Raw genomic sequence first — 20,243 nt, forward strand, 5'->3', positions numbered from 1 at the left:
GGCGGCAGTCACATACCCATACATCCAGAGCTGTGACGAAGAGGTCCCAAGATGTCGAGGAAGACACAAGCGCTCGCCGCGCTGTGCGCCGGATTGATGATTGCCGCCACCGGTTGTGGCGGCTCGGGCGACTCCGGTGGCGACGACAAGACCATCACGTGGTGGCATAACTCCAACAACGACCCCGGCAAGGGGTACTACGAGCAGGTTGCAAAGGACTTCGAGAAGGCCAACCCCGGCATCGACGTCAAGGTCCAGGCCTTCGCCCACGAGGACATGCTGACCAAGCTCGACGCCGCGTTCCAGAGCGGCGACGTCCCGGACGTCTACATGGAGCGTGGCGGCGGCGAGCTCGCCGACCACGTCGAGGCCGGGCTCACCCGCGACCTCTCCGAGGACTCCAAGGACATCATCGACCAGATCGGCGGCAGCGCCGCCGGCTGGCAGGTCGACGGGAAGACGTACGCCCTGCCGTTCTCCATGGGCGTGGTCGGGTTCTGGTACAACACCGAGCTCTTCGAGAAGGCCGGGATCACCGCGCCTCCGACGACCATGGAGGAGCTGTACGCCGCGTTCGACAAGCTCGACCAGGCCGGCATCACCCCGGTCTCGCTGGGCGCCGGCGACGGCTGGCCGGCCGCGCACTACTGGTACTACACCGCACTGCGCGCCTGCTCCCAGGACGTGCTCGAGAGCGCGGTCGCCGACCTGGACTTCTCCGACCCGTGCTTCATCGAGGCGGGTGAGACGGTCGACGAGATCGTCGCCCAGAAGCCGTTCAACAAGGGCTTCCTCTCCACCCCGTCGCAGACCGGGCCGACCTCGGCCAGCGGCCTGCTGGCCACCGGCAAGGTCGCCATGGAGCTGGCCGGCCACTGGGAGCCCGGCGTGATGCAGGGCCTCACCGAGGACAAGAAGGGGCTGGGCGACAAGACCGGCTGGTTCCCGTTCCCGGCCGTCGAGGGCGGCGCGGGCGACCCGGCCGCGCAGCTCGGCGGCGGTGACGCCTGGGCGGTCTCCGAGGGAGCGCCCGACAAGGCCGTGGACCTCGTGAACTACCTGCTCTCCGACGAGGTCCAGAAGGGCTTCGCCGAGAACGACATGGGCCTGCCGACCATCCCGGCGGCCGGCTCCTCGGTCAAGGACCCGGCACTCGCCGAGCTCCTGAAGGTGCGCGACGAGTCACCGTTCGTGCAGCTCTACTTCGACACCGCCTTCGGTGAGTCCATCGGCGGTGCGATGAACGACGAGATCGCGCTGCTGTTCGCCGGCAAGGCCACCCCTGAGGACGTCGTCACGGCGACCCAGGAAGCCGCGGACAAGGAGAAGTGAGCATGGCTGACCGAAGCACGCCCTCGGGAGGCACGGTCGCCTCGTGAGCTCTGAAGCAACTACCGGTGCGGTCACCTCGGGGCGACCGCACCGGTCACGAGACGGCTGGCGTCAGTGGGCGGAGATCGCGTTCTTCGTCACCCCGGCCCTGGCCCTGATGGCCCTGTTCGTCGCCTGGCCGATCCTCACCGCGGCGCGGTTCTCCCTCTACGACTGGAAGGGCCTCGGTCCGCTCGACGACTTCGTCGGGTTCGAGAACTACGCCGAGGTGCTGGCCGACAGCGTCTTCCGGGACGCGGTCGCCCACAACATGATCATCGTGGTCGGCTCGATCGTCGTGCAGCTGCCCCTGGGCGTGGCCATCGCGCTGCTGCTCAACCGCAAGATGGCGGGGCAGGGGGTGCTGCGGACGCTGATCTTCGTGCCGTACGTCCTGGCCGAGGTCATCGCCGGCGTCATCTGGTTCCAGCTGCTGCAGCCCGAGTACGGCCTGGTCGACGCCCTCATGAACGGGATCGGTCTCAGCCCGCCCGAGGAGGGCTGGCTCGGCACCCCGGAGGTCGCCCTGTGGGTGGTGCTCGCGGTGCTGACCTGGAAGTACCTCGGCCTGGCGGTCCTGCTGTTCCTCGCCGGCCTGCAGGGTGTCTCCGAGGAGCTCTACGAGGCGGCACAGCTCGACGGTGCCAGCTGGTGGCAGACGCAGTGGCGAATCAGCATCCCGCTGCTCGGCCCGACGATCCGCACCTGGTGCTTCCTGTCGATGATCGGCTCGATCCAGTGCTTCGACATGATCTGGGTCCTCACCGGCGGTGGTCCCGCCGACGCGACGACCACGATGGCGACGTACCTGATCGACGAGGGCACCAACCGGCACAACTACGGCATCGCCGGGGCCGCGTCGGTGGTCCTGTTCGCGATCGCGTTCGTGATGGCGCTGGTCTACCAGCTGGTCGTGCTGCGCCGAGACACCAAGGAGGCGGCATGAGTGTGACGACGAACCTGGCGCCGCGCGGCCGGCGCGGCGGCAACAACGTGCTGGTCTACCTGGTCTCGCTGATCGTCGTGGCGATCACCGTCGGGCCGGTGCTCTACGGCGCGATGGGCGGCTTCCGCACCAACGCCCAGCTGGCCGAGAAGCCGACCGGGCTGCCCGACCCGTGGGTCACGTCGAACTACGCCAGCGTGCTGAGCGGCGCGTCGTTCTGGACGTACGCGATCAACTCGACGGTCATCGCGGTCATCACTACGGTGGTCGCGGTCGTCTTCGGGGTGATGGCCGCCTACCCGCTGGCGCGCTACCGGTTCAAGGGCCGCGAGGCGCTGTTCATGGTCTTCGTGCTCGGCCTGCTCTTCCCGGCAGCGGTGGCGGTGATCCCGCTGTTCATCCTGGTCACCCGCGACCTGGGGATGGGCAACACCTGGTGGGGTGTGGCGCTGCCGCAGGCGGCGTTCGCGCTGCCGCTGACGGTGGTGATCCTGCGGCCGTTCCTGATGGCGCTGCCGCGCGAGCTCGAGGAGGCGGCGCTGATCGACGGCGCCTCGCGGATCGGTGTCTTCTGGCGGATCATGCTGCCGCTGTCGATGCCGGGGGTGATCACGGTGGCGGTGCTCGCCTTCGTGACCTCCTGGAACGCCTACATCCTTCCGCTCCTGCTGCTGCAGGACGACATGCGCACGCTGCCGCTCGGGGTGGCCGACTTCTCCACCGAGCACTCCGCCGACACCGCCGGTGTCCTGGCGTTCACGACGATTGCGATGATCCCCGCGCTGGTGCTGTTCCTGGCCCTGCAGCGGCGGATCGTCTCCGGACTGCAAGGAGCGGTGAAGGGATGACTGAAGCCCAGGAGCGAGCGCAGGAGCAAGCCCAGCTGCGTGCCTGGCCGCAGGTGTCGACGCGGGTGCGCGAGTTGCACGCGCGGATGAGACTCGAGGAGAAGCTGGCGCAGCTCGTCGGCTTCTGGATCGACCACGGCGACGAGGTCGTCGCGCCCCTGGCCGACGAGATGACCGCCGGCGCACCCGAGCGGCTCGCCGAGGTCACCGAGCACGGCATCGGCCACTTCACCCGTGTCTACGGCACCCGTCCGGTCGAACCGGCCGAGCGGGCGGCGTGGTTGTGGCAGGAGCAGCGCCGGCTGCTGCGCGAGACCAGGCTGGGCATCCCCGCCCTGGTCCACGAGGAGTGCCTCACCGGGCTGGCCGCCTGGAAGGCGGCCTGCTTCCCGACGCCCCTGGCCTGGGGCGCCGCCTTCGACCCCGAGCTCGTCGAGGAGATGGCGTCGTTGATCGGGTCCTCGATGCGTACGTTGGGCGTGCACCAGGGCCTCGCGCCGGTGCTCGACGTGATCCGGGACCCGCGCTGGGGGCGCACCGAGGAGGCCATCTCCGAGGACCCCTACGTGGTCGGGACGGTCGGGACCGCGTACGTCCGGGGGCTGCAGTCAGCCGGCATCCAGGCGACGTTGAAGCACTTCGTGGGCTACTCCGGCTCGCGGGCCGGACGCAACCACGCGCCGGTCGCCGCGGGCCCGCGCGAGCTGGCGGACACCTTCCTGCCGCCCTTCGAGATGGCCGTCCTCGACGGCGGCGCACGGTCGGTGATGAACGCCTACAACGACGTCGACGGCGTCCCCATGGCTTCTCACACCGAGCTGCTCACCGGGCTGCTGCGCGAGGAGTGGGGCTTCGACGGAACGGTGGTGGCCGACTACTTCGCGGTCGCCTTCCTCGCCCTCATGCACGGGGTCGCGGCGGACCGTGGCCACGCCGCCGCGATGGCTCTGGAGGCCGGGATCGACGTCGAGCTGCCCAGCGGAGACGCGTTCCTGGAGCCCCTGGCCGCGCTGGTCCGGGCTGGCGAGGTGGACGAGGCGGTCATCGACCGTGCCGTTCTGCGAGCGCTGGCCGCGAAGGAGGAGCTGGGGCTGCTCGACGAGGAGTTCACCGCCGAGCCGCCGACCGACATCGACCTGGACACGCCGGCCCACCGTGACGTGGCTCGCCGCCTGGCCGAGGAGTCGGTGGTCCTGCTGGCCAACGACGGTACCCTCCCGCTCGCTCCGAACGCCACCAGGCTCGCGTTGATCGGGCCCAACGCCGACCGCGCCGAGGCGCTGATGGGGTGCTACTCCTTCCCCAACCACGTCCTCGCTCACCATCCCGACGTCGCGCTCGGGATCGAGGTGCCGACGATCGCGGAGGCGCTGCGGGCCGAGCTGGACGGCGCCGAGATCGAGGTCGTCCAGGGCTGCGAGGTCGAGGGCACCGACACCGCCGGGATCGCGGCCGCCGTCGAGGCGGCTCGACGGGCCGAGGTGGCCGTGGTCGTCGCCGGCGACCAGGCGGGCCTGTTCGGCAAGGGCACCGTGGGGGAGGGCAACGACACCGAGTCCCTCGATCTGCCCGGCGTCCAGCGCGAGCTGGTCGAGGCCGTGGTCGCCACCGGGACCCCGACGATCCTGGTGCTCGTCACCGGCAGGCCGTACGCCATCGGCTGGGCCCTCGACGGCCGAAGCGGAGCCCGAGGCGATCAGAATGGCGCCGCCCGTCCCGCGGCGGTGCTGCAGACGTTCTTCCCGGGCGAGGAGGGCGGACCCGCGATCGCCCGTGTCCTCACCGGCGCCGTCAACCCCTCCGGGCGGCTGCCGGTGACCCTGCCGCGCTCGGCCGGGGCCCAGCCCTACACCTACCTGCACCCCATCCTCGGCGGCCCCTCCGGGGTGACCTCCGCGGACTCCACGCCGGTGCGGCCGTTCGGCTTCGGGCTCTCCTACTCCACCTTCTGCTACAGCGGGTTCTCGGCCGACCGCTCGGTCGAGGCCGGCGGCACGTTCGGGGTGGAGGTGACCGTCACCAACCTCGGTGATGTCGCCGGTGTGGACGTGGTCCAGCTCTACGGCCGCGACCTGCTGGCCTCGGTGGCCAGACCGGTCTCGCAGCTGCTCGGCTACCAGCGGGTCGCGCTGCGGGCGGGTGAGTCGGCGACGGTGCGCTTCGAGGTGCCCACGACCCGGCTGGCCTTCACCGACCGCGACCTCGTCCGGGTCGTCGAGCCCGGTGAGGTCGAGGTCTGGGTCGCCGCCTCGGCGGGCGAGAAGGTCGCCACCGGCGTCGCCGAGGGCATCGACGAGCTCTCCGACGTCGAGGTGGCGTCCGCCGCCGGTGAGTCGGGCATCGACAAGGCGCTGGTCACCGTCACCGGTGACGTCCACCGGGTCAGCACCGCTGACCGGCGGATCACGACGGTGACGGTCTCGCGCTAGGAGCGCTGGGCGGTCTGCCGGGCGAGATGGGCGGCGGGATCGGCGATGACGCGGCGTACGACGGTCCCGGCCGCTCCCCGCACGGCGGCGTCGCTGCCGAGCCCGGAGACCAGCAGCCGGGGCGGTTCGACGGCACCGGTGTGGTGGCTGATCGAGGCCGCGGTCGCCGCGGTCAGCCAGGGCGCGAGCGTGGCGAACGCGCCACCGAGCACGATCGCGGTGGGGTCGAGGAGGGTGATCACCGAGGCGAGCGCGACTCCGAGGTGCCGGCCGGCGTCGGCGACGGCATCGAGCGCCGCCTGATCGCCGGCCTCGCAGGCCCGGGTGAGGTCGGCCATCGTCGCCACCTGCGCGCGGGCGAGGATCTCCTGCTGCCCGGCCATCCGCTCCAGGCAGCCGTGGCCGCCGCAGCCGCATCGCGGGCCGTCGGGGGCCACCACGACATGGCCGAGCTCGCCGGCGCCCGCGTGCGCGCCGCGGAAGACCTCGCCGCCGATCACGATGCCGCCACCGATGCCGATCTCGCCGGAGACGTGCACGAAGTCGCGCAGGGGAGCGCCGTCGTGCTCGTGACCGCCGAACCACATCTCGCCGAGAGCCGCCAGGTTGGCCTCGTTCTCGACATCGACCTCGAGCCCGGTGCCCTCGCCGACGGCGTCGGCGAGGTCGACCCGGGCCCAGCCGAGGTTGGGGGTGCGTACGACGGCTCCCTCGACGGTCAGGCCGGGCACGGCCACGCAGGCTCCGGACAGCGGCAGACCCTGGGAGGTGGCGCTGCCGGCGGCGGTGCGGGCCAGATCGATGAGGTCGGCGACCACCTCCTCGACCTCGCGGCCGCGGTTGTCCCGGCGTACGACGTGGTGGTAGCGCGGCACGCCGGTCAGGTCGGTCACCACGGCAGCCAGGTAGTCGACGTTGACCTCCAGACCGAGGCCGGCGACGCCTCCGGGAGCGAGGTTGAGCGCCGTGGCGGGCCGGCCGCGCTCGGTAGCGGCCGGGGCGCTCTCCTGGATCAGGCCGGCGGAGATCAGATCGGACACCAGCCCGGATACCGACGACTTCGTCAGGCCGGTGCGCGCAGCGACCTGCGCCCGGGAGACCGGGCTGGTGCGGGCGACCTCGCCGAGCACGAGCGCGAGATTGCTCGCCCGCATCCCGGCATGCTGGGCAGGCTCGGTTCTGACGGTCATGCACGGGATTAGACCAAGTTCTGAACTTTAGGTCAAGCGACCCGCTTGCAGGTGTCCAAAGGGTTGACAATGTGACGGCCGTCGCGTTTCATGATCCTCATATAGTCCGAGTCATGAACTAATGTGAGGAAGCAAGGCTATGACGGATTACACCCCCACCTCCGAGGACAAGTTCACCTTCGGGCTGTGGACCGTGGGCTGGAACGGGCAGGACGTGTTCGGCTCGGCGAGCCGGCCTCACCTCGACGTCGCCCACTCGGTGCACAAGCTGGCCGAGCTCGGCGCCTACGGCATCACCTTCCACGACAACGACGTCTTCGCGATCGACGCGAGCGACGCCGAGCGCCAGGCGGAGATCGACAAGCTCAAGGCCGCGCTGGACGAGACCGGTCTCAAGGTGCCGATGGCCACCACCAACCTCTTCGGTCACCCGGTCTTCCGTGACGGTGGCTTCACCTCGAACGACCGCGAGGTGCGCCGCTACTCGATCGCCAAGGTCGCGCGCAACATCGACCTCGCCGCCGAGCTCGGCGCCACGACGTACGTCATGTGGGGTGGCCGTGAGGGCGCCGAGTCTCACGCTTCCAAGGACATCGCGGCGGCGCTGGACCGCTACCGCGAGGCGGTCAACCTGCTCGGCGACTACGTGACCGAGCAGGGTTACGACATCCGGTTCGCCATCGAGCCGAAGCCCAACGAGCCCCGCGGCGACATCCTGCTGCCGACCATCGGCCACGCGCTCGCCTTCATCAACACCCTCGACCGCCCCGAGCTGGTCGGCCTCAACCCGGAGGTCGGTCACGAGGAGATGGCCGGGCTCAACTTCGCCTCCGGCGTCGCCCAGGCGCTGTGGCACGGCAAGCTCTTCCACATCGACCTCAACGGCCAGCACGGCCCGCGTTTCGACCAGGACCTCCGCTTCGGCGCCGGCAACCTGCGCGGTGCGTTCAACCTGGTCGACCTGCTGGAGTCCAAGGGCTACGACGGCCCGCGCCATTTCGACTTCAAGCCGCCGCGCACCGAGGACGAGGACGGCGTGTGGGCGTCGGCCGCGGGCTGCATGCGCAACTACCTGGTGCTGCGTGAGCGGGCCAAGGCCTTCCGGGCGGACCCGGAGGTCAAGGCTGCGCTCGAGGCCTCGCAGGTCGAGGAGCTCTCCGTGCCGACCCTGGCCGAGGGCGAGACGCTCGAGGACATCCGCACGGCGACCTACGACATCGAGAAGCTGGACCACGGCTACGCGTTCGAGCACCTCGACCAGCTGGCCATGGACCACCTCCTCGGGCTTCGCTAGGTTGCCGGGCATGCCGCTCGTCGCCGGGGTCGACTCCTCGACCCAGTCCTGCAAGGTCGTCGTCCGTGACGCGGAGACCGGCGCGCTGGTGCGCTCCGGCTCCGCGCCGCACCCCGAAGGCACGGAGGTGGACCCGGCGGCGTGGTGGACCGCCCTCGAGTCGGCCGCCGAGGCGGCCGGCGGGCTCGATGATGTCGCCGCCGTCTCCGTCGGCGGGCAGCAGCACGGGATGGTGTGCCTGGACGAGGCCGGAGAGGTCGTACGCCCCGCGCTGCTGTGGAACGACACCCGCTCGGCCGGCGCGGCCGCCGCGCTCAACTCCGAGCTGGGTGCCGCGGCCTGGGCCGATGCCGTCGGGTCGGTGCAGGTCGCCAGCTTCACCGCCACCAAGCTGCGCTGGCTCGCCGAGCACGAGCCGGAGTCGGCGGCGCGGGTCGCGGCGGTGTGCCTGCCCCACGACTGGCTGACCTGGAAGCTCGCGGGTGCCCCGGGGCTGGAGGCGCTGCGTACGGACCGGAGCGACGCCAGCGGCACCGGCTACTACTCGGCGGTGACCGGCGAATACCGTCGCGACCTGCTCAAACGCGCTCTCGGGCGGGACGACGTCGTGCTGCCGGAGGTGCTCGCGCCCTCGGCCTCGGCCGGACGTACGCCGGCCGGGGCGCTGCTCGGCCCCGGCTGCGGCGACAACGCCGGCGCGGCCCTCGGCGTCGGCGCCCGGCCCGGCGACGTGGTCGTCTCCATCGGCACCTCCGGGGTCGCCTGCGCGGTCTCGGAGACACCCACCTCGGACGCGTCCGGCACCGTGGCGGGCTTCGCCGACGCGACCGGCCGCTACCTGCCGCTGGTCGCCACCCTCAACGCAGCGCGCGTCCTCGACGCGACCACCCGGCTGCTCGGGGTGAGCCACGAGGAGCTCTCCCGGCTGGCGCTCGGGGCCCCCTCGGGCTCCGGCGGCCTGGTCCTCGTCCCCTACCTCGAGGGCGAGCGCACCCCCGACCGCCCGTCGGCTCGTGGCGTGATCCACGGACTGACCCTGGCCACGGCCGAGCCCGCCTACCTCGCGCGCGCCGCCGTCGAGGGACTGCTCTGCGGCCTCGCCGACGGCATCGACGCGCTGAAGTCCCAGGGCGTCGCGGTCGACCGCGTCCTCCTCGTCGGCGGCGGCGCTCGCTCCGAGGCCGTACGCCGTCTCGCCCCGGTCGTCCTCGGCCACCCCGTCCTCGTCCCCGAGCCGGGGGAGTACGTCGCCGACGGCGCCGCCCGCCAGGCCGCCTGGCTCCTCACCGGCGGCGAGGAGCCGCCGACCTGGGAGCTCGCCGGCACCGAGACCTACGAGGCCGACCCCGACCCCGCCGTACGCGCCCGCTACGCCGAGGTCCGCGACCTGACCGAAGGCGTATAGCCGAGACGTCACCCCGGTCGGCCGAGGCGTCACGTACGTCGGCCGAGGCGTCACGTACGTCGGCCGAGATGTCACCCGCTGACCTCTCGGCCGACGCGAGTGACGCCTCGGCCGACCGGGTGACGCTTCGGCAGAATGTGGGTGACGTTTCGGCGCGCGCAGGTGACGCCTCGGCGGGATCCGATAGCGTGGCCGCGCCATGTTGGATCACATCAAAGGCTTCGTTCAGGGAGTCGTCCTCGCGCCCATCGTCCGGCTGTTCGTGGCGCTGAAGATCAGCCCCGACCTCGTGACGCTCGTCGGCACCATCGGAGTAGCGGTCGGCGCGCTGGCGTTCTACCCGCGCGGCGAGCTGCTGGCGGGCACGATCTTCATCACCTGCTTCGTCTTCAGCGACCTGATCGACGGTGCGATGGCGCGTGCCGTGGGCCGCACGAGCAAGTTCGGTGCCTTCTGGGACTCCACCCTCGACCGGATCGGCGACGGCGCGGTCTTCGGTGGCCTGGCGCTCTACTTCGCCGGCCCGGGCGACTCCGACCTCTACCTCGCGCTGACCCTGTGGTGCGTCGTGATGGGCGCGGTCACCTCCTACGCCCGCGCCCGCGCCGAGTCCCTGGGGTTCACCGCCAACGTCGGCATCGCCGAGCGCGCCGACCGGCTGGTTCTGGTCCTGGTCATGACCGGCTTCGCCGGCATCTTCTCCCTCGACCTGCTGATCTACATCGCGCTGTGGATCCTCGCCGTCGCCTCGACCGTCACCGTCGGCCAGCGCGTCTGGACCGTCCGCAAGCAGGCCCTCGCCGAGGAGGCGGCGTCATGACCGCGCCGACCGAGGCAGACGTACGCCTGGCCGCGGAGCTCGTCCGCGGCGCCGGCTCGCTCGCCGCGAAGATGCGGATCGAGGGCATCGGCGACTCGATCGAGACCAAGACCTCGGTCTCCGACCTGGTCACCGCCGCCGACAAAACCGCCGAGAAGGCGATCGTCGAACGCCTGACGGCCGAGCACCCGGGTGACGGCATCCTCGGCGAGGAGGGCTCGGCCCGCGAGTCGACCACCGGCCGGGTGTGGACCATCGACCCGGTCGACGGCACCTACAACTTCGTACGCGGACTCGACTGGTGGTGCTCGGCGCTGGCGCTGACCGACGGCGACGGCATCGTCCTGGGTGCGATCTACTCGCCCACCGAGGACGCGGTCTACGTCGGCGGCCCCGAGCTGCCCACGACCCGCAACGGCGTCCGGATCGACGCGATGCCGGATACGCCGCTCGCGCTCGCCTGCCTCACCACCTACCTCCACCCCTCGAAGCTGAAGCATCCGGTCGGCGAGGCGTACGTCCGCGTCGCCAGCCAGGCCGCCTCCATCCGGATCCTCGGCTCCGGCTCGATGGACCTCACCGCCATCGCCCAGGGAAAGCTCCACCTCTTCTGTCAGCACTCCGTCCCCGACTGGGACCGCCTTCCCGGCGCCGCCCTCGTCCTGGGCGCCGGCGGAGCCACGACCCAGGTGGAGGCCGGTGGTGTCACCTGGTCGCTTGCCGGCACCCCCACCGCGGTGGCCGAGGCCGCCGAGGCGTTGACCGGGTAGCAGTCCACTTGGAGCAGTCCACTTTGGGAACAGTGGCCTGACCAGGCCTTTCCGAGGGTGGCGTACGTCTGTTCCCGACCTACGATCGCCCCATGGCAACAAGCATGAACGAGACGGGAACCTCGCGAGTCAAGCGCGGGATGGCGGAGATGCTCAAGGGCGGCGTGATCATGGACGTGGTCACCGCCGAGCAGGCGAAGATCGCCGAGGACGCCGGGGCGGTGGCGGTGATGGCGCTCGAGCGCGTCCCCGCCGACATCCGCGCCCAGGGCGGCGTGAGCCGCATGTCCGACCCCGACATGATCGACGGCATCATCGAGGCCGTCTCCATCCCGGTCATGGCCAAGGCCCGGATCGGCCACTTCGCCGAGGCCCAGGTGCTCCAGAGCCTCGGGGTGGACTACATCGACGAGTCCGAGGTGCTGACCCCGGCCGACTACGAGAACCACATCGACAAGTGGGCCTTCACCGTGCCGTTCGTGTGCGGCGCGACCAACCTCGGCGAGGCCCTGCGCCGCATCACCGAGGGTGCGGCGATGATCCGCTCCAAGGGCGAGGCCGGCACCGGTGACGTGTCCAACGCGGTCACCCACATGCGTACGATCCGCCGCGAGATCCGCCGCCTCGGCGCCCTCGCCGAGGACGAGCTCTACGTGGCCGCCAAGGAGCTCCAGGCTCCCTACGAGCTGGTCAAGGAGGTCGCCGAGAACGGCAAGCTCCCGGTCGTCCTGTTCACCGCCGGTGGCATCGCGACCCCGGCCGACGCCGCGATGATGATGCAGCTCGGCGCCGAGGGCGTCTTCGTCGGCTCCGGCATCTTCAAGTCCGGCAACCCGGTCCAGCGCGCCGAGGCGATCGTCAAGGCGACCACCTTCCACGACGACCCCGACGTCGTCGCCAAGGTCTCCCGCGGCCTCGGCGAGGCCATGGTCGGCATCAACGTCGACGAGCCGGCCAGGTCGATCCAGTTCGCGGAGCGCGGCTGGTGACCACCCTCGGCGTACTCGCCCTCCAGGGCGACGTCCGCGAGCACCTCGCCGCCCTCGACCGCCTGGGGGTGAAGGGAACGTCCGTACGCCGCCGGGAGGAGCTCGACGCGTGCGACGCGCTCGTCATCCCCGGCGGTGAGTCGACGGCGATGTGGCGCCTGGCGCGTACGTTCGACCTGCTCGACCCGCTCCGCGAGCGGGTCCGGGGCGGGATGCCGGCGCTCGGCACCTGCGCCGGGATGGTGCTCCTGGCCGACCGGCTGCTCGACGCGGCCCAGGGCCAGGAGACCATCGGCGGGCTCGACATCACGGTCCGGCGCAACGCCTTCGGGCGGCAGACGGAGTCGTTCGAGACTGACCTGGAGGTCACCGGGCTGGACGAGACGGTCCACGCCGTCTTCATCCGAGCGCCCTGGGTCGAGGAGATCGGCCCAGGTGTCGAGGTGCTGGCGAGCGTGGGGGAGCACCCCGTCGCCGTACGTCAGAACCAGCTCATGGCGACCTCGTTCCACCCCGAGGTCAATGCCGACGACCGGCTGCACCAGCTCTTCGTCGACACCTGCTGCTGACGGTGACGTACCGCACGTAGTTAAGATGGGGGCATGCTGCCCTGTGTTGACTCCGGAGGCGGCTCGACAAGCATCAGCGACGACGCGGGGCAAAGGACGGTTTCCAGATGAGCGGCCACTCCAAGTGGGCAACGACGAAGCACAAGAAGGCGGCGATCGACGCCAAGCGCGGCAAGCTCTTCGCCAAGCTCATCAAGACGATCGAGATCGCAGCCAAGACCGGCGGTCCCGACCCGTCGGGCAACCCGACCCTCTATGACGCCATCCAGAAGGCCAAGAAGCAGTCGGTCCCCAACGACAACATCGACCGCGCGGTCAAGCGCGGCGGTGGACTCGACGGCGGCGGGGTCAGCTACGACACGATCATGTACGAGGTCTACGGCCCCCAGGGCGTCGCGCTCCTCATCGAGTGTCTGACCGACAACCGCAACCGGGCGGCCATGGAGGTGCGCACCGCGGTCACCCGCAACGGCGGCACCATGGCCGACCCCGGCTCGGTGAGTCGCCTCTTCGACCGCAAGGGCGTCGTCGTCGTGGCCAAGGCGCAGGAGGGCAAGGAGATCTCCGAGGACGACCTCCTCGAGGCCACCCTCGACGCCGGTGCCGAGGACGTCAACGACCTCGGTGAGTCCTTCGAGATCGTCTCCGACCCGTCCGACGTCGTCGCGGTCCGCACCGCGCTGCAGGACGCCGGCATCGACTACGACTCCGCCGAGGTCCAGTTCGTCGCGAGCATGGACATCCCGGTCGCCGACGCCTCGTCCGCCGAGAAGGTCTTCAAGCTCATCGACGCCGTCGACGACCTCGACGACGTCCAGAACGTCTTCTCCAACGCCGACGTTCCCGATGAGGTCATGGAGACCGTCGACGCCTGACCTGCGGCGCCGAGCGCGCTGTCGTCCCCTTACGTACCGGCTCATGCCCGGGGTGGATGCCGGGTACCCGGAAGGTCGCGAACCGCCACCAGGGCGCGTTCCCGCTGGAAGGAGGACACGATGGGATACGGCGTAGGAGCGATTCTGCTCGTGGTCGGGCTGGTCCTGGCGCTGGCTGTGCACGTCTCGGTCAGCGGGGTCGATCTGACGATGATCGGCTGGATCCTGGCCGCCGTCGGAGCGTTGGTGCTGATCCTGACCGCTGTGACGCTGAACACCGGCGGTCGCTCACGCACGGTCGCGAGGCGGAGGCATGCGGACGGTACGGAGACCGTCGAGGAGCGGCGGACCGACAGCCTGTGAGCGCAGGAGGCCTCTACAGCGACTGGTGACCTCCGAGGCGCGTTGCGTCATCCTGAATGAGGGTGTCGTAGCGCCGGAGGCAGCGGCCGGCAGGTAGTCTACGAACAGACGTTCGACACCCGGCCGGCCCGGTCGTAGTGGAAGAGGTGCTTCAGTGCGCGTGCTTGGGATCGACCCCGGCCTGACCCGGTGCGGGATGGGCGTGGTCGACGGCTCGCTCGGCAGGCCGCTGTCGATGGTGGACGTCGGCGTGATCCGTACGTCCTCCGATCTCCCCGTCTGGGAGCGGCTGGTGACCATCGAGAAGGGGATCGACGCCTGGATCGAGGAGCACCGGCCCGACGCGGTCGCGATCGAGCGGATCTTCGCGCGGTCCAACGTCTCCACGATCATGGGTACGGCCCAGGCCAGCGGCCTGGCGATGGTCTGCGCCGCGCGGCGCGGTCTCCCGGTCGCCCTGCACACGCCCTCGGAGGTCAAGGCCGCCGTCTCGGGCAACGGCCGCGCCGACAAGGCTCAGGTGACCGCCATGGTGACCCGCATCCTGCGGCTCTCGACCCCGCCCAAGCCCGCCGATGCCGCCGACGCGCTGGCGCTGGCCATCACCCACCAGTGGCGCGGAGGCGCCCAGAACCGCATCGAGGCCGCGCTCGCCGCGGCCGGAAGGACAAAGAAGTGATCGCGTCCGTACGCGGCAAGGTCGCCGCCGTCAGTCTCTCCACCGCCGTCGTCGAGGTCGGCGGGATCGGCATCGAGCTGCTCTGCACGCCCAACACGCTGGCCACGCTCCGCACCGGCGAGGAGGCGCACCTGCCGACCAGCCTGGTCGTGCGCGAGGACTCGCTGACCCTCTTCGGCTTCACCGACACAGACGAGCGCACGCTCTTCGAGCTTCTCCAGACCGCCTCCGGTGTCGGCCCGAAGCTCGCCCAGGCGATGCTCGCCGTCCTCTCGCCCGACGGCATCCGCCTGGCCATCGCGGGCGAGGACGCCAAGACCCTCACCAAGGTCCCCGGCATCGGGCAGAAGGGTGCCCAGCGGATCATCCTGGAGCTCAAGGACAGGATCGGCGCCCCGACCGGCACCGCCTCGGCCCCTGCGCGCGCCGCCGCAGCGGCGCCGTGGCGCGACCAGGTCACCGAGGCCCTCGTCGGCCTGGGCTACAACGCCCGGGACGCCGACAAGGCGGTGACCGCGATCGAGCCCGAAGCCGGCGACCAGGCCAACATCTCGTTGCTGCTCCGGGCAGCTCTACGCACCCTTTCGAAGGCATAGGAACCCATGCACGAGGACGACCTGGACCGAGCCGAGGAGGACTACTTCTCCTCGCTCACCATCGCCGAGGCCGACGGTGACGACCGGGCCGTCGAGGCCGCGCTGCGCCCGAAGACCCTCGACGAGCTGATCGGCCAGCAACGCGTCCGCGAGCAGCTCGGCCTCGTCCTGGAGGCGGCGCGACAGCGTGAGCGGGCCCCCGACCACGTACTCCTGTCCGGGCCGCCAGGCCTCGGCAAGACCACCCTCGCGATGATCATCGCGGCCGAGATGTCGGCGCCGCTTCGGATCACGAGCGGTCCGGCGATCACCCATGCCGGCGACCTGGCCGCGATCCTGAGCGGGCTCAACGAGGGCGAGGTGCTCTTCGTCGACGAGATCCACCGGATGAGCCGACCCGCCGAGGAGATGCTCTACCTGGCGATGGAGGACTTCAGGGTCGACGTGGTCATCGGCAAGGGCCCGGGCGCGACCGCGATCCCGATCGACCTGCCGCCGTTCACGCTCGTCGGAGCGACCACGCGCGCCGGCCTCCTTCCCGGCCCGCTCCGGGACAGGTTCGGCTTCACCGGGCATCTCGAGCTCTACGACCCGGCCGACCTCGAGCTGATCGTGCGCCGCTCCGCGGGGCTGCTCGACGTCACCCTCAAGGACGACGGAGCCGCCGAGATCGCCGGCCGTTCCCGAGGCACCCCACGGATCGCCAATCGGCTGCTGCGCCGCGTACGCGACTATGCCCAGGTCAAGGCCGACGGCACGGTGACCCAGCAGATCGCCGAGAAGGCGCTCGATCTCTACGAGGTCGACCCGCTCGGCCTGGACCGCCTCGACCTGGCCGTGCTCGACGCCCTGTGCCGGAGGTTCGGCGGCGGCCCGGTGGGCATCTCCACCCTCGCCGTCGCGGTGGGGGAGGAGCGCGAGACGGTCGAGGAGGTGGCCGAGCCGTTCCTGGTGCGTACCGGCTTCCTGGCACGTACGCCGCGGGGCCGGGTCGCGACCCCGGCAGCATGGGAGCACCTCGGCCTGCCGGTGCCGGCCAACGCCGAGGCTGCGGCCTGGTCCAAGGAAACGCTCTGGGATGAGGCCTGATTCACAGTCTCAACCAGGTGCCTGGTTAGACTTGCACGTCGCCGTGCGCCTGCCGGTGACCACTCAGACTGTCGGAGCCGAACCCCCGTGGAATTCCTTCCTTTTATCGTCATCATCGTCCTGTTCTACTTCCTGTTGATCAGGCCGCAGCAGAAGCGTGCGAAGCAGGCTCGTGAGCTCCAGCTCAACCTCCAGCCGGGTGACCGGGTGATGCTGACCGCCGGGCTCTTCGGCACGGTGACGGAGGTCGAGGAGACCACGACGAACATCAAGGTCGAGATCGCCGACGGCGTCGTCATCCAGGTCGTGCGCCAGGCCGTGGCCCAGAAGGTCACCGAGGCGCCTGCGGAGGAGTCCGACGAGGAGACCGGCGAGGAGCGCGAGGTCGAGGCTCCGGCCGACGAGACCTCCGCCGACGCCGAGAACGTCATCGTGGACCTCGACAAGAAGGACTGACCAACACATGGCACGCAAGACAGCGCGCCCCGGCCGGACACTCGCACTGCTCTTCTTGGCCATTGCGATCATGTTCGGCGGCATCGCGTTCGCCGGCACCTGGAAGCCCGAGCTGGGCCTCGACCTGCGCGGCGGCACCGAGATCTCGATGACCGCGGAGAACTCCGAGGGCGGATCGGTCCCGAAGGAGAGCCTCGACGAGGCCAAGGCGATCATCGACCAGCGCGTCAACGGCTCCGGCATCACCGGCGGCCGGGTGACCACCGAGGGCAACGACGTCATCAAGGTCTCCATCCCCGGCACCGGCAAGGTGCAGCAGGAGACCGCCGAGCGCGTCCGCCAGACCGCGAAGCTCCGCTTCCGCCTGGTCGCCTGCAGCCCGCAGAAGACCTGTGGTGCCGCGGACCCCAGCGGCTCGATGGTCGAGGACCCCTCGGCCGGCACCGTGCCGGGCACCTCGCCGCGCGCGGCGTTCGGTGGCGAGACCGCCAGCGCCTCCGAGAAGGCGACCGCCTCGGACAAGGCTTCCGAGAAGGCCTCCGAGAGCGCCGACCCGAGCGCCAGCCCCTCGGCGGGCGCCAAGCCGGAGACGCCGAACGAGAACGAGGTCGTCAAGGTCGACGACGCGGTCAAGTTCATGCGCACCGTGCCGCAGGAGTGGGCGACCGCCTACAACTCCTTCACCTGCCCCGCCCCGGGCGCCGATCCGGTCGAGGACATCCCCGGAAAGCCGCTGCTGACCTGTGACGAGGACGGCGTCCCCTACCTGCTGACGCCTGCCGTCATCGAGGGCACCGAGATCAGCGAGGCCTCCTACGGCATCCCGCAGCAGCAGGCCAACTACGTGGTGACCCTGGACTTCAAGTCCGAGGGCAACAAGGTCTTCGCCGACACCACCGGCGCCATCGCCGGCACCGGTGAGCAGTTCGCGATCGTCCTGGACGGCAAGGTGATCTCCGCCCCGACCGCCGACTCGCGGATCAGCGGAGGCGCCCAGATCAGCGGCGACTTCACCCAGGAGTCCGCCGCCGCGCTGGCCAACAACCTGAAGTACGGCTCGCTGCCGCTCGACTTCCCCGAGGACGGCATCCAGACCCGGGTCATCGGCCCGACCCTGGCCGGAAACCAGCTCACCGCCGGACTCTGGGCCGGTCTGGTCGGCCTGATCCTCGTGGTGATCTTCTCGATCCTCTACTACCGCGCGATGAGCATCGTGGTGATCGGGTCTCTGCTCGTGGCAGGTGCGCTGACGTACGGCATGATCCTGCTGCTCAGCGAGACCGCCGGCGTCACCCTGGACCTTCCGGGCGTGGCCGGTCTGATCGTCGGTATCGGCATCACCGCCGACTCCTTCATCATCCTCTACGAGAGGATGCGTGACGACATGCGTGATGGCCGCTCGATGCGGGTGGCCGTCGACACCGCCTGGGTCCGGGCCCGCAACACCTGCCTGGCCTCCGACGGCGTCTCGTTCCTGGCCGCGTTCGTGCTCTACGTCTTCGCGACCAACGAGGTCAAGGGCTTCGCCTTCATGCTCGGCCTGACCACGATCATCGACGTGCTGGTGTTCTTCTGGTTCACCCACCCGATGACGAAGCTGATGGCCGGTTGGGGCTTCTTCAACAAGGGCCACGTGCTCTCCGGCATGGACAAGCGCGCTATCGGCACCGTCGACGCCCCCACGGGCACCACTCTGGTCGGAGGCAAGGCCTGATGAGCAAGTTCTCCTTCTCCCGGCTCGGCAAGGAGCTCTACACCGGCGAGAAGTCCTTCGACTTCGTCGGCCGCCGGATGGTCTGGTACGCCGCCTCTGCGGTCGTGCTCGTCGCGGTCATCCTCGGTGTCTCGCTCCAGGGCATCAACCTCGGCATCGACTTCACCGGTGGCACGCGCTACACGGTGACCGTCGCCCAGGCCGACCAGGAGCTCGCCGACGACCTGCGTACGGCGGTCGGTGACACGGCGGTCGAGGCCGCCGACGGCGCCACGGTGCGTACGGCCGGCGGCAAGTCGATCGTCATCGAGACCAAGGCGATCCCCGACGGCTCCGAGGCGGACGAATCGATCATGGAGGCGATCACCAAGACCGCCGACGTGGCCGAGGACGACGTCAGCCGCACCGGCATCGGCCCCAGCTGGGGCCAGCGGGTCGCCTCGAAGGCGGCCCTCGCGCTGGGCATCTTCCTTGTCGGTGTGGTCCTGTTCATCTGGATCTACTTCCGCGAGTGGAAGATGTCGGTCGCGGCCGTCGTCGCGCTGCTCCACGACGTGGTGATCACGGTCGGCGTCTACGCGATCGTCGGGTTCGAGGTGACCCCGGCAACGGTCACCGGCTTCCTGACGATTCTCGGCTATTCGCTCTACGACACCGTGGTGGTCTTCGACAAGGTCAAGGAGAACACCCGCAACCTGTCGCAGAAGAAGCAGACCTACGCCGCCGCGGCCAACCTGGCGATCAACCAGACCCTGGTCCGTTCGGTGAACACCTCGATCATCGGTCTGCTGCCGGTCGTCGCGATCCTCTACGTCAGCACCGTCCAGCTCGGCACCTCCTCGCTGAAGGACATCTCTCTGGTGCTCTTCGTCGGTATGGCCGTCGGCACCTACTCCTCGATCTTCATCGCCACCCCGCTGCTGGTGCACCTGAAGTCGAAGGAGAAGGACGTCGTCGACGCCGACAAGCGTGCCGCCGCGCGGATGAAGGAAGCCGACAAGTACGCCGCAGTGCCGGTCTTCGACGAGGGCATGCCGGTGGCGGAGGACGAGGAGCCGGACGAGCTCCGGGACGCTCCCTCCGAGGACCTCCACGAGGCCGGCGTGAGCCGGGGCACCAGCCCCAACCGCTCCGCGACCGGCCGGGGCCGAAACGTACCCGACCAGCACCGTGCGGTCTCCGACAGCGGCGCCGCCGGGCGTCCGCAGCCCAAGCGCGAGTCGAGGTCGAAGCGGAAGTGACTGTCTCCGAGACGGCCGCTGGTGGCCGGTCGCTCGAGGAAACCCTCGAGCGGCTGGTCGCCGACGTTCCCGACTTCCCGGAGCCGGGAGTCGGCTTCAAGGACATCACCCCGCTGCTGGCCGACCACGCCGGCTTCACCCAGGTGGTCGAGGCGCTCGCCGCTCCGGCGCGCGACGCCGACGGCAACGTGACCGTCACCAAGGTGCTCGGCATGGAGTCGCGAGGATTCATCCTCGGCGCCCCCGCGGCCCTGCACCTCGGCGTCGGCTTCGTGCCCGTCCGCAAGGCCGGCAAGCTGCCCCGCGAGACCCACGCGGTCTCCTACTCCCTGGAGTACGGCGAGGCCACCCTGGAGATCCACACCGACGCGGTCGCGCCGGGGGAGCGGGTGCTGGTCATCGACGACGTCCTCGCGACCGGCGGCACCGCAGCCGCCACGATCGAGCTGGTCGAGCGCTGCGGCGGCGTCGTCGCGGGCGTCTCGGTGCTGCTCGAGCTCGGTTTCCTCGACCCGCGCAGCAAGCTGCCGGACACGCCGGTGCACGCACTGCTGGTCAGTTGACAGGTCCATTCTGCAGGTGTCGTCCTAGCCAACGTT

General features: G+C 70.3%; 20 protein-coding genes. 19 read left to right on the forward strand and 1 reads right to left on the reverse strand.

Annotation, left to right across the window (positions count from 1 at the left end; all coding sequences use genetic code 11):
• Positions 1-51: 51 nt before the first annotated feature.
• The 4 genes from ACW14X_RS27095 to ACW14X_RS27110 are packed head-to-tail and all read left to right on the forward strand — an operon-like array spanning position 52 to position 5,594.
• Positions 52-1,332 (forward strand): ABC transporter substrate-binding protein, encoded by a 1,281-nt coding sequence (locus tag ACW14X_RS27095; protein WP_160022846.1) that lies wholly within the window; start codon positions 52-54, stop codon positions 1,330-1,332.
• 43 nt (positions 1,333-1,375) lie between these two features.
• The gene (locus ACW14X_RS27100) at positions 1,376-2,317 is read left to right on the forward strand and encodes a carbohydrate ABC transporter permease (RefSeq protein WP_400463937.1); all 942 of its coding nucleotides are present in this window, start codon (positions 1,376-1,378) and stop codon (positions 2,315-2,317) included.
• Positions 2,314-3,165, forward strand: coding sequence for a carbohydrate ABC transporter permease (locus ACW14X_RS27105; RefSeq protein WP_350842542.1), 852 nt, complete (start codon positions 2,314-2,316; stop codon positions 3,163-3,165). Before ACW14X_RS27100 ends, ACW14X_RS27105 begins: the two co-directional genes overlap by 4 nt.
• Complete coding sequence (locus ACW14X_RS27110; RefSeq protein ID WP_457163940.1) at positions 3,162-5,594, forward strand: beta-xylosidase/alpha-l-arabinosidase; 2,433 nt, start codon at positions 3,162-3,164, stop codon at positions 5,592-5,594. Before ACW14X_RS27105 ends, ACW14X_RS27110 begins: the two co-directional genes overlap by 4 nt.
• Here ACW14X_RS27110 and ACW14X_RS27115 read toward each other — a convergent pair.
• Positions 5,591-6,784, reverse strand: a complete 1,194-nt coding sequence (locus ACW14X_RS27115) for an ROK family transcriptional regulator (RefSeq protein WP_457163941.1) — start codon at positions 6,782-6,784, stop codon at positions 5,591-5,593. The two genes, ACW14X_RS27110 and ACW14X_RS27115, sit on opposite strands and share 4 nt — an antisense overlap.
• A gap of 139 nt (positions 6,785-6,923) precedes the next feature.
• Here ACW14X_RS27115 and xylA point away from each other — a divergent pair, with 139 nt between their 5' ends.
• The 15 genes from xylA (at position 6,924) to ACW14X_RS27190 (ending at position 20,207) form a co-directional block, all read left to right on the forward strand.
• Positions 6,924-8,078: a xylose isomerase gene (xylA, locus tag ACW14X_RS27120; protein ID WP_457163942.1), complete on the forward strand. Its 1,155-nt coding sequence runs from the start codon at positions 6,924-6,926 to the stop codon at positions 8,076-8,078.
• A gap of 10 nt (positions 8,079-8,088) precedes the next feature.
• Positions 8,089-9,483 carry a xylulokinase gene (gene xylB / locus ACW14X_RS27125; RefSeq protein WP_457163943.1) on the forward strand — a complete coding sequence of 465 codons (1,395 nt, stop codon included), beginning with the start codon at positions 8,089-8,091 and terminating at the stop codon, positions 9,481-9,483.
• A gap of 199 nt (positions 9,484-9,682) precedes the next feature.
• On the forward strand, positions 9,683-10,303 hold the full coding sequence (gene pgsA, locus ACW14X_RS27130) for a phosphatidylinositol phosphate synthase (RefSeq protein ID WP_160022858.1): 621 nt from the start codon (positions 9,683-9,685) through the stop codon (positions 10,301-10,303).
• Entirely contained in the window at positions 10,300-11,073 is a 774-nt protein-coding gene (locus ACW14X_RS27135; RefSeq protein ID WP_457163944.1) for an inositol monophosphatase family protein, read from the forward strand. Before pgsA ends, ACW14X_RS27135 begins: the two co-directional genes overlap by 4 nt.
• A gap of 92 nt (positions 11,074-11,165) precedes the next feature.
• Complete coding sequence (pdxS, locus tag ACW14X_RS27140; protein WP_160022862.1) at positions 11,166-12,062, forward strand: pyridoxal 5'-phosphate synthase lyase subunit PdxS; 897 nt, start codon at positions 11,166-11,168, stop codon at positions 12,060-12,062.
• Positions 12,059-12,631, forward strand: coding sequence for a pyridoxal 5'-phosphate synthase glutaminase subunit PdxT (gene pdxT / locus ACW14X_RS27145; RefSeq protein WP_350714975.1), 573 nt, complete (start codon positions 12,059-12,061; stop codon positions 12,629-12,631). The genes pdxS and pdxT overlap by 4 nt, the downstream gene beginning before the upstream one ends.
• Before the next feature lie 107 nt (positions 12,632-12,738).
• The gene (locus tag ACW14X_RS27150; RefSeq protein ID WP_457163945.1) at positions 12,739-13,506 is read left to right on the forward strand and encodes a YebC/PmpR family DNA-binding transcriptional regulator; all 768 of its coding nucleotides are present in this window, start codon (positions 12,739-12,741) and stop codon (positions 13,504-13,506) included.
• Between the two features lie 120 nt (positions 13,507-13,626).
• Positions 13,627-13,869, forward strand: coding sequence for a DUF6458 family protein (locus ACW14X_RS27155; protein ID WP_350842552.1), 243 nt, complete (start codon positions 13,627-13,629; stop codon positions 13,867-13,869).
• 196 nt (positions 13,870-14,065) lie between these two features.
• Positions 14,066-14,548 carry a crossover junction endodeoxyribonuclease RuvC gene (gene ruvC / locus ACW14X_RS27160; protein WP_400464630.1) on the forward strand — a complete coding sequence of 161 codons (483 nt, stop codon included), beginning with the start codon at positions 14,066-14,068 and terminating at the stop codon, positions 14,546-14,548.
• Entirely contained in the window at positions 14,545-15,144 is a 600-nt protein-coding gene (gene ruvA / locus ACW14X_RS27165) for a Holliday junction branch migration protein RuvA (RefSeq protein WP_457163946.1), read from the forward strand. The genes ruvC and ruvA overlap by 4 nt, the downstream gene beginning before the upstream one ends.
• A 6-nt stretch (positions 15,145-15,150) precedes the next feature.
• Entirely contained in the window at positions 15,151-16,233 is a 1,083-nt protein-coding gene (gene ruvB, locus ACW14X_RS27170) for a Holliday junction branch migration DNA helicase RuvB (protein ID WP_160022874.1), read from the forward strand.
• Between the two features lie 87 nt (positions 16,234-16,320).
• Positions 16,321-16,689: a preprotein translocase subunit YajC gene (yajC, locus tag ACW14X_RS27175; RefSeq protein WP_160022876.1), complete on the forward strand. Its 369-nt coding sequence runs from the start codon at positions 16,321-16,323 to the stop codon at positions 16,687-16,689.
• 7 nt (positions 16,690-16,696) lie between these two features.
• Positions 16,697-18,403 (forward strand): protein translocase subunit SecD, encoded by a 1,707-nt coding sequence (secD, locus tag ACW14X_RS27180; protein ID WP_160022878.1) that lies wholly within the window; start codon positions 16,697-16,699, stop codon positions 18,401-18,403.
• Complete coding sequence (secF, locus tag ACW14X_RS27185; RefSeq protein ID WP_457163947.1) at positions 18,403-19,644, forward strand: protein translocase subunit SecF; 1,242 nt, start codon at positions 18,403-18,405, stop codon at positions 19,642-19,644. The genes secD and secF overlap by 1 nt, the downstream gene beginning before the upstream one ends.
• Complete coding sequence (locus ACW14X_RS27190; protein ID WP_160022882.1) at positions 19,641-20,207, forward strand: adenine phosphoribosyltransferase; 567 nt, start codon at positions 19,641-19,643, stop codon at positions 20,205-20,207. Before secF ends, ACW14X_RS27190 begins: the two co-directional genes overlap by 4 nt.
• Positions 20,208-20,243 lie beyond the last annotated feature (36 nt).

The organism is Nocardioides sp. YJ-D4 (assembly GCF_054031495.1).

Coding starts and splice junctions, on each gene's coding strand:
- ACW14X_RS27095 (WP_160022846.1), top strand. CDS start 52: ATGTCGAGGAAGACACAAGCGCTCGCCGCGCTGTGCGCCGGATTGATG.
- ACW14X_RS27105 (WP_350842542.1), top strand. CDS start 2,314: ATGAGTGTGACGACGAACCTGGCGCCGCGCGGCCGGCGCGGCGGCAAC.
- ACW14X_RS27110 (WP_457163940.1), top strand. CDS start 3,162: ATGACTGAAGCCCAGGAGCGAGCGCAGGAGCAAGCCCAGCTGCGTGCC.
- ACW14X_RS27115 (WP_457163941.1), bottom strand. CDS start 6,784: ATGACCGTCAGAACCGAGCCTGCCCAGCATGCCGGGATGCGGGCGAGC.
- xylA (WP_457163942.1), top strand. CDS start 6,924: ATGACGGATTACACCCCCACCTCCGAGGACAAGTTCACCTTCGGGCTG.
- xylB (WP_457163943.1), top strand. CDS start 8,089: ATGCCGCTCGTCGCCGGGGTCGACTCCTCGACCCAGTCCTGCAAGGTC.
- pgsA (WP_160022858.1), top strand. CDS start 9,683: ATGTTGGATCACATCAAAGGCTTCGTTCAGGGAGTCGTCCTCGCGCCC.
- ACW14X_RS27135 (WP_457163944.1), top strand. CDS start 10,300: ATGACCGCGCCGACCGAGGCAGACGTACGCCTGGCCGCGGAGCTCGTC.
- pdxS (WP_160022862.1), top strand. CDS start 11,166: ATGGCAACAAGCATGAACGAGACGGGAACCTCGCGAGTCAAGCGCGGG.
- ACW14X_RS27150 (WP_457163945.1), top strand. CDS start 12,739: ATGAGCGGCCACTCCAAGTGGGCAACGACGAAGCACAAGAAGGCGGCG.
- ACW14X_RS27155 (WP_350842552.1), top strand. CDS start 13,627: ATGGGATACGGCGTAGGAGCGATTCTGCTCGTGGTCGGGCTGGTCCTG.
- ruvC (WP_400464630.1), top strand. CDS start 14,066: ATGGGCGTGGTCGACGGCTCGCTCGGCAGGCCGCTGTCGATGGTGGAC.
- ruvB (WP_160022874.1), top strand. CDS start 15,151: ATGCACGAGGACGACCTGGACCGAGCCGAGGAGGACTACTTCTCCTCG.
- secD (WP_160022878.1), top strand. CDS start 16,697: ATGGCACGCAAGACAGCGCGCCCCGGCCGGACACTCGCACTGCTCTTC.
- secF (WP_457163947.1), top strand. CDS start 18,403: ATGAGCAAGTTCTCCTTCTCCCGGCTCGGCAAGGAGCTCTACACCGGC.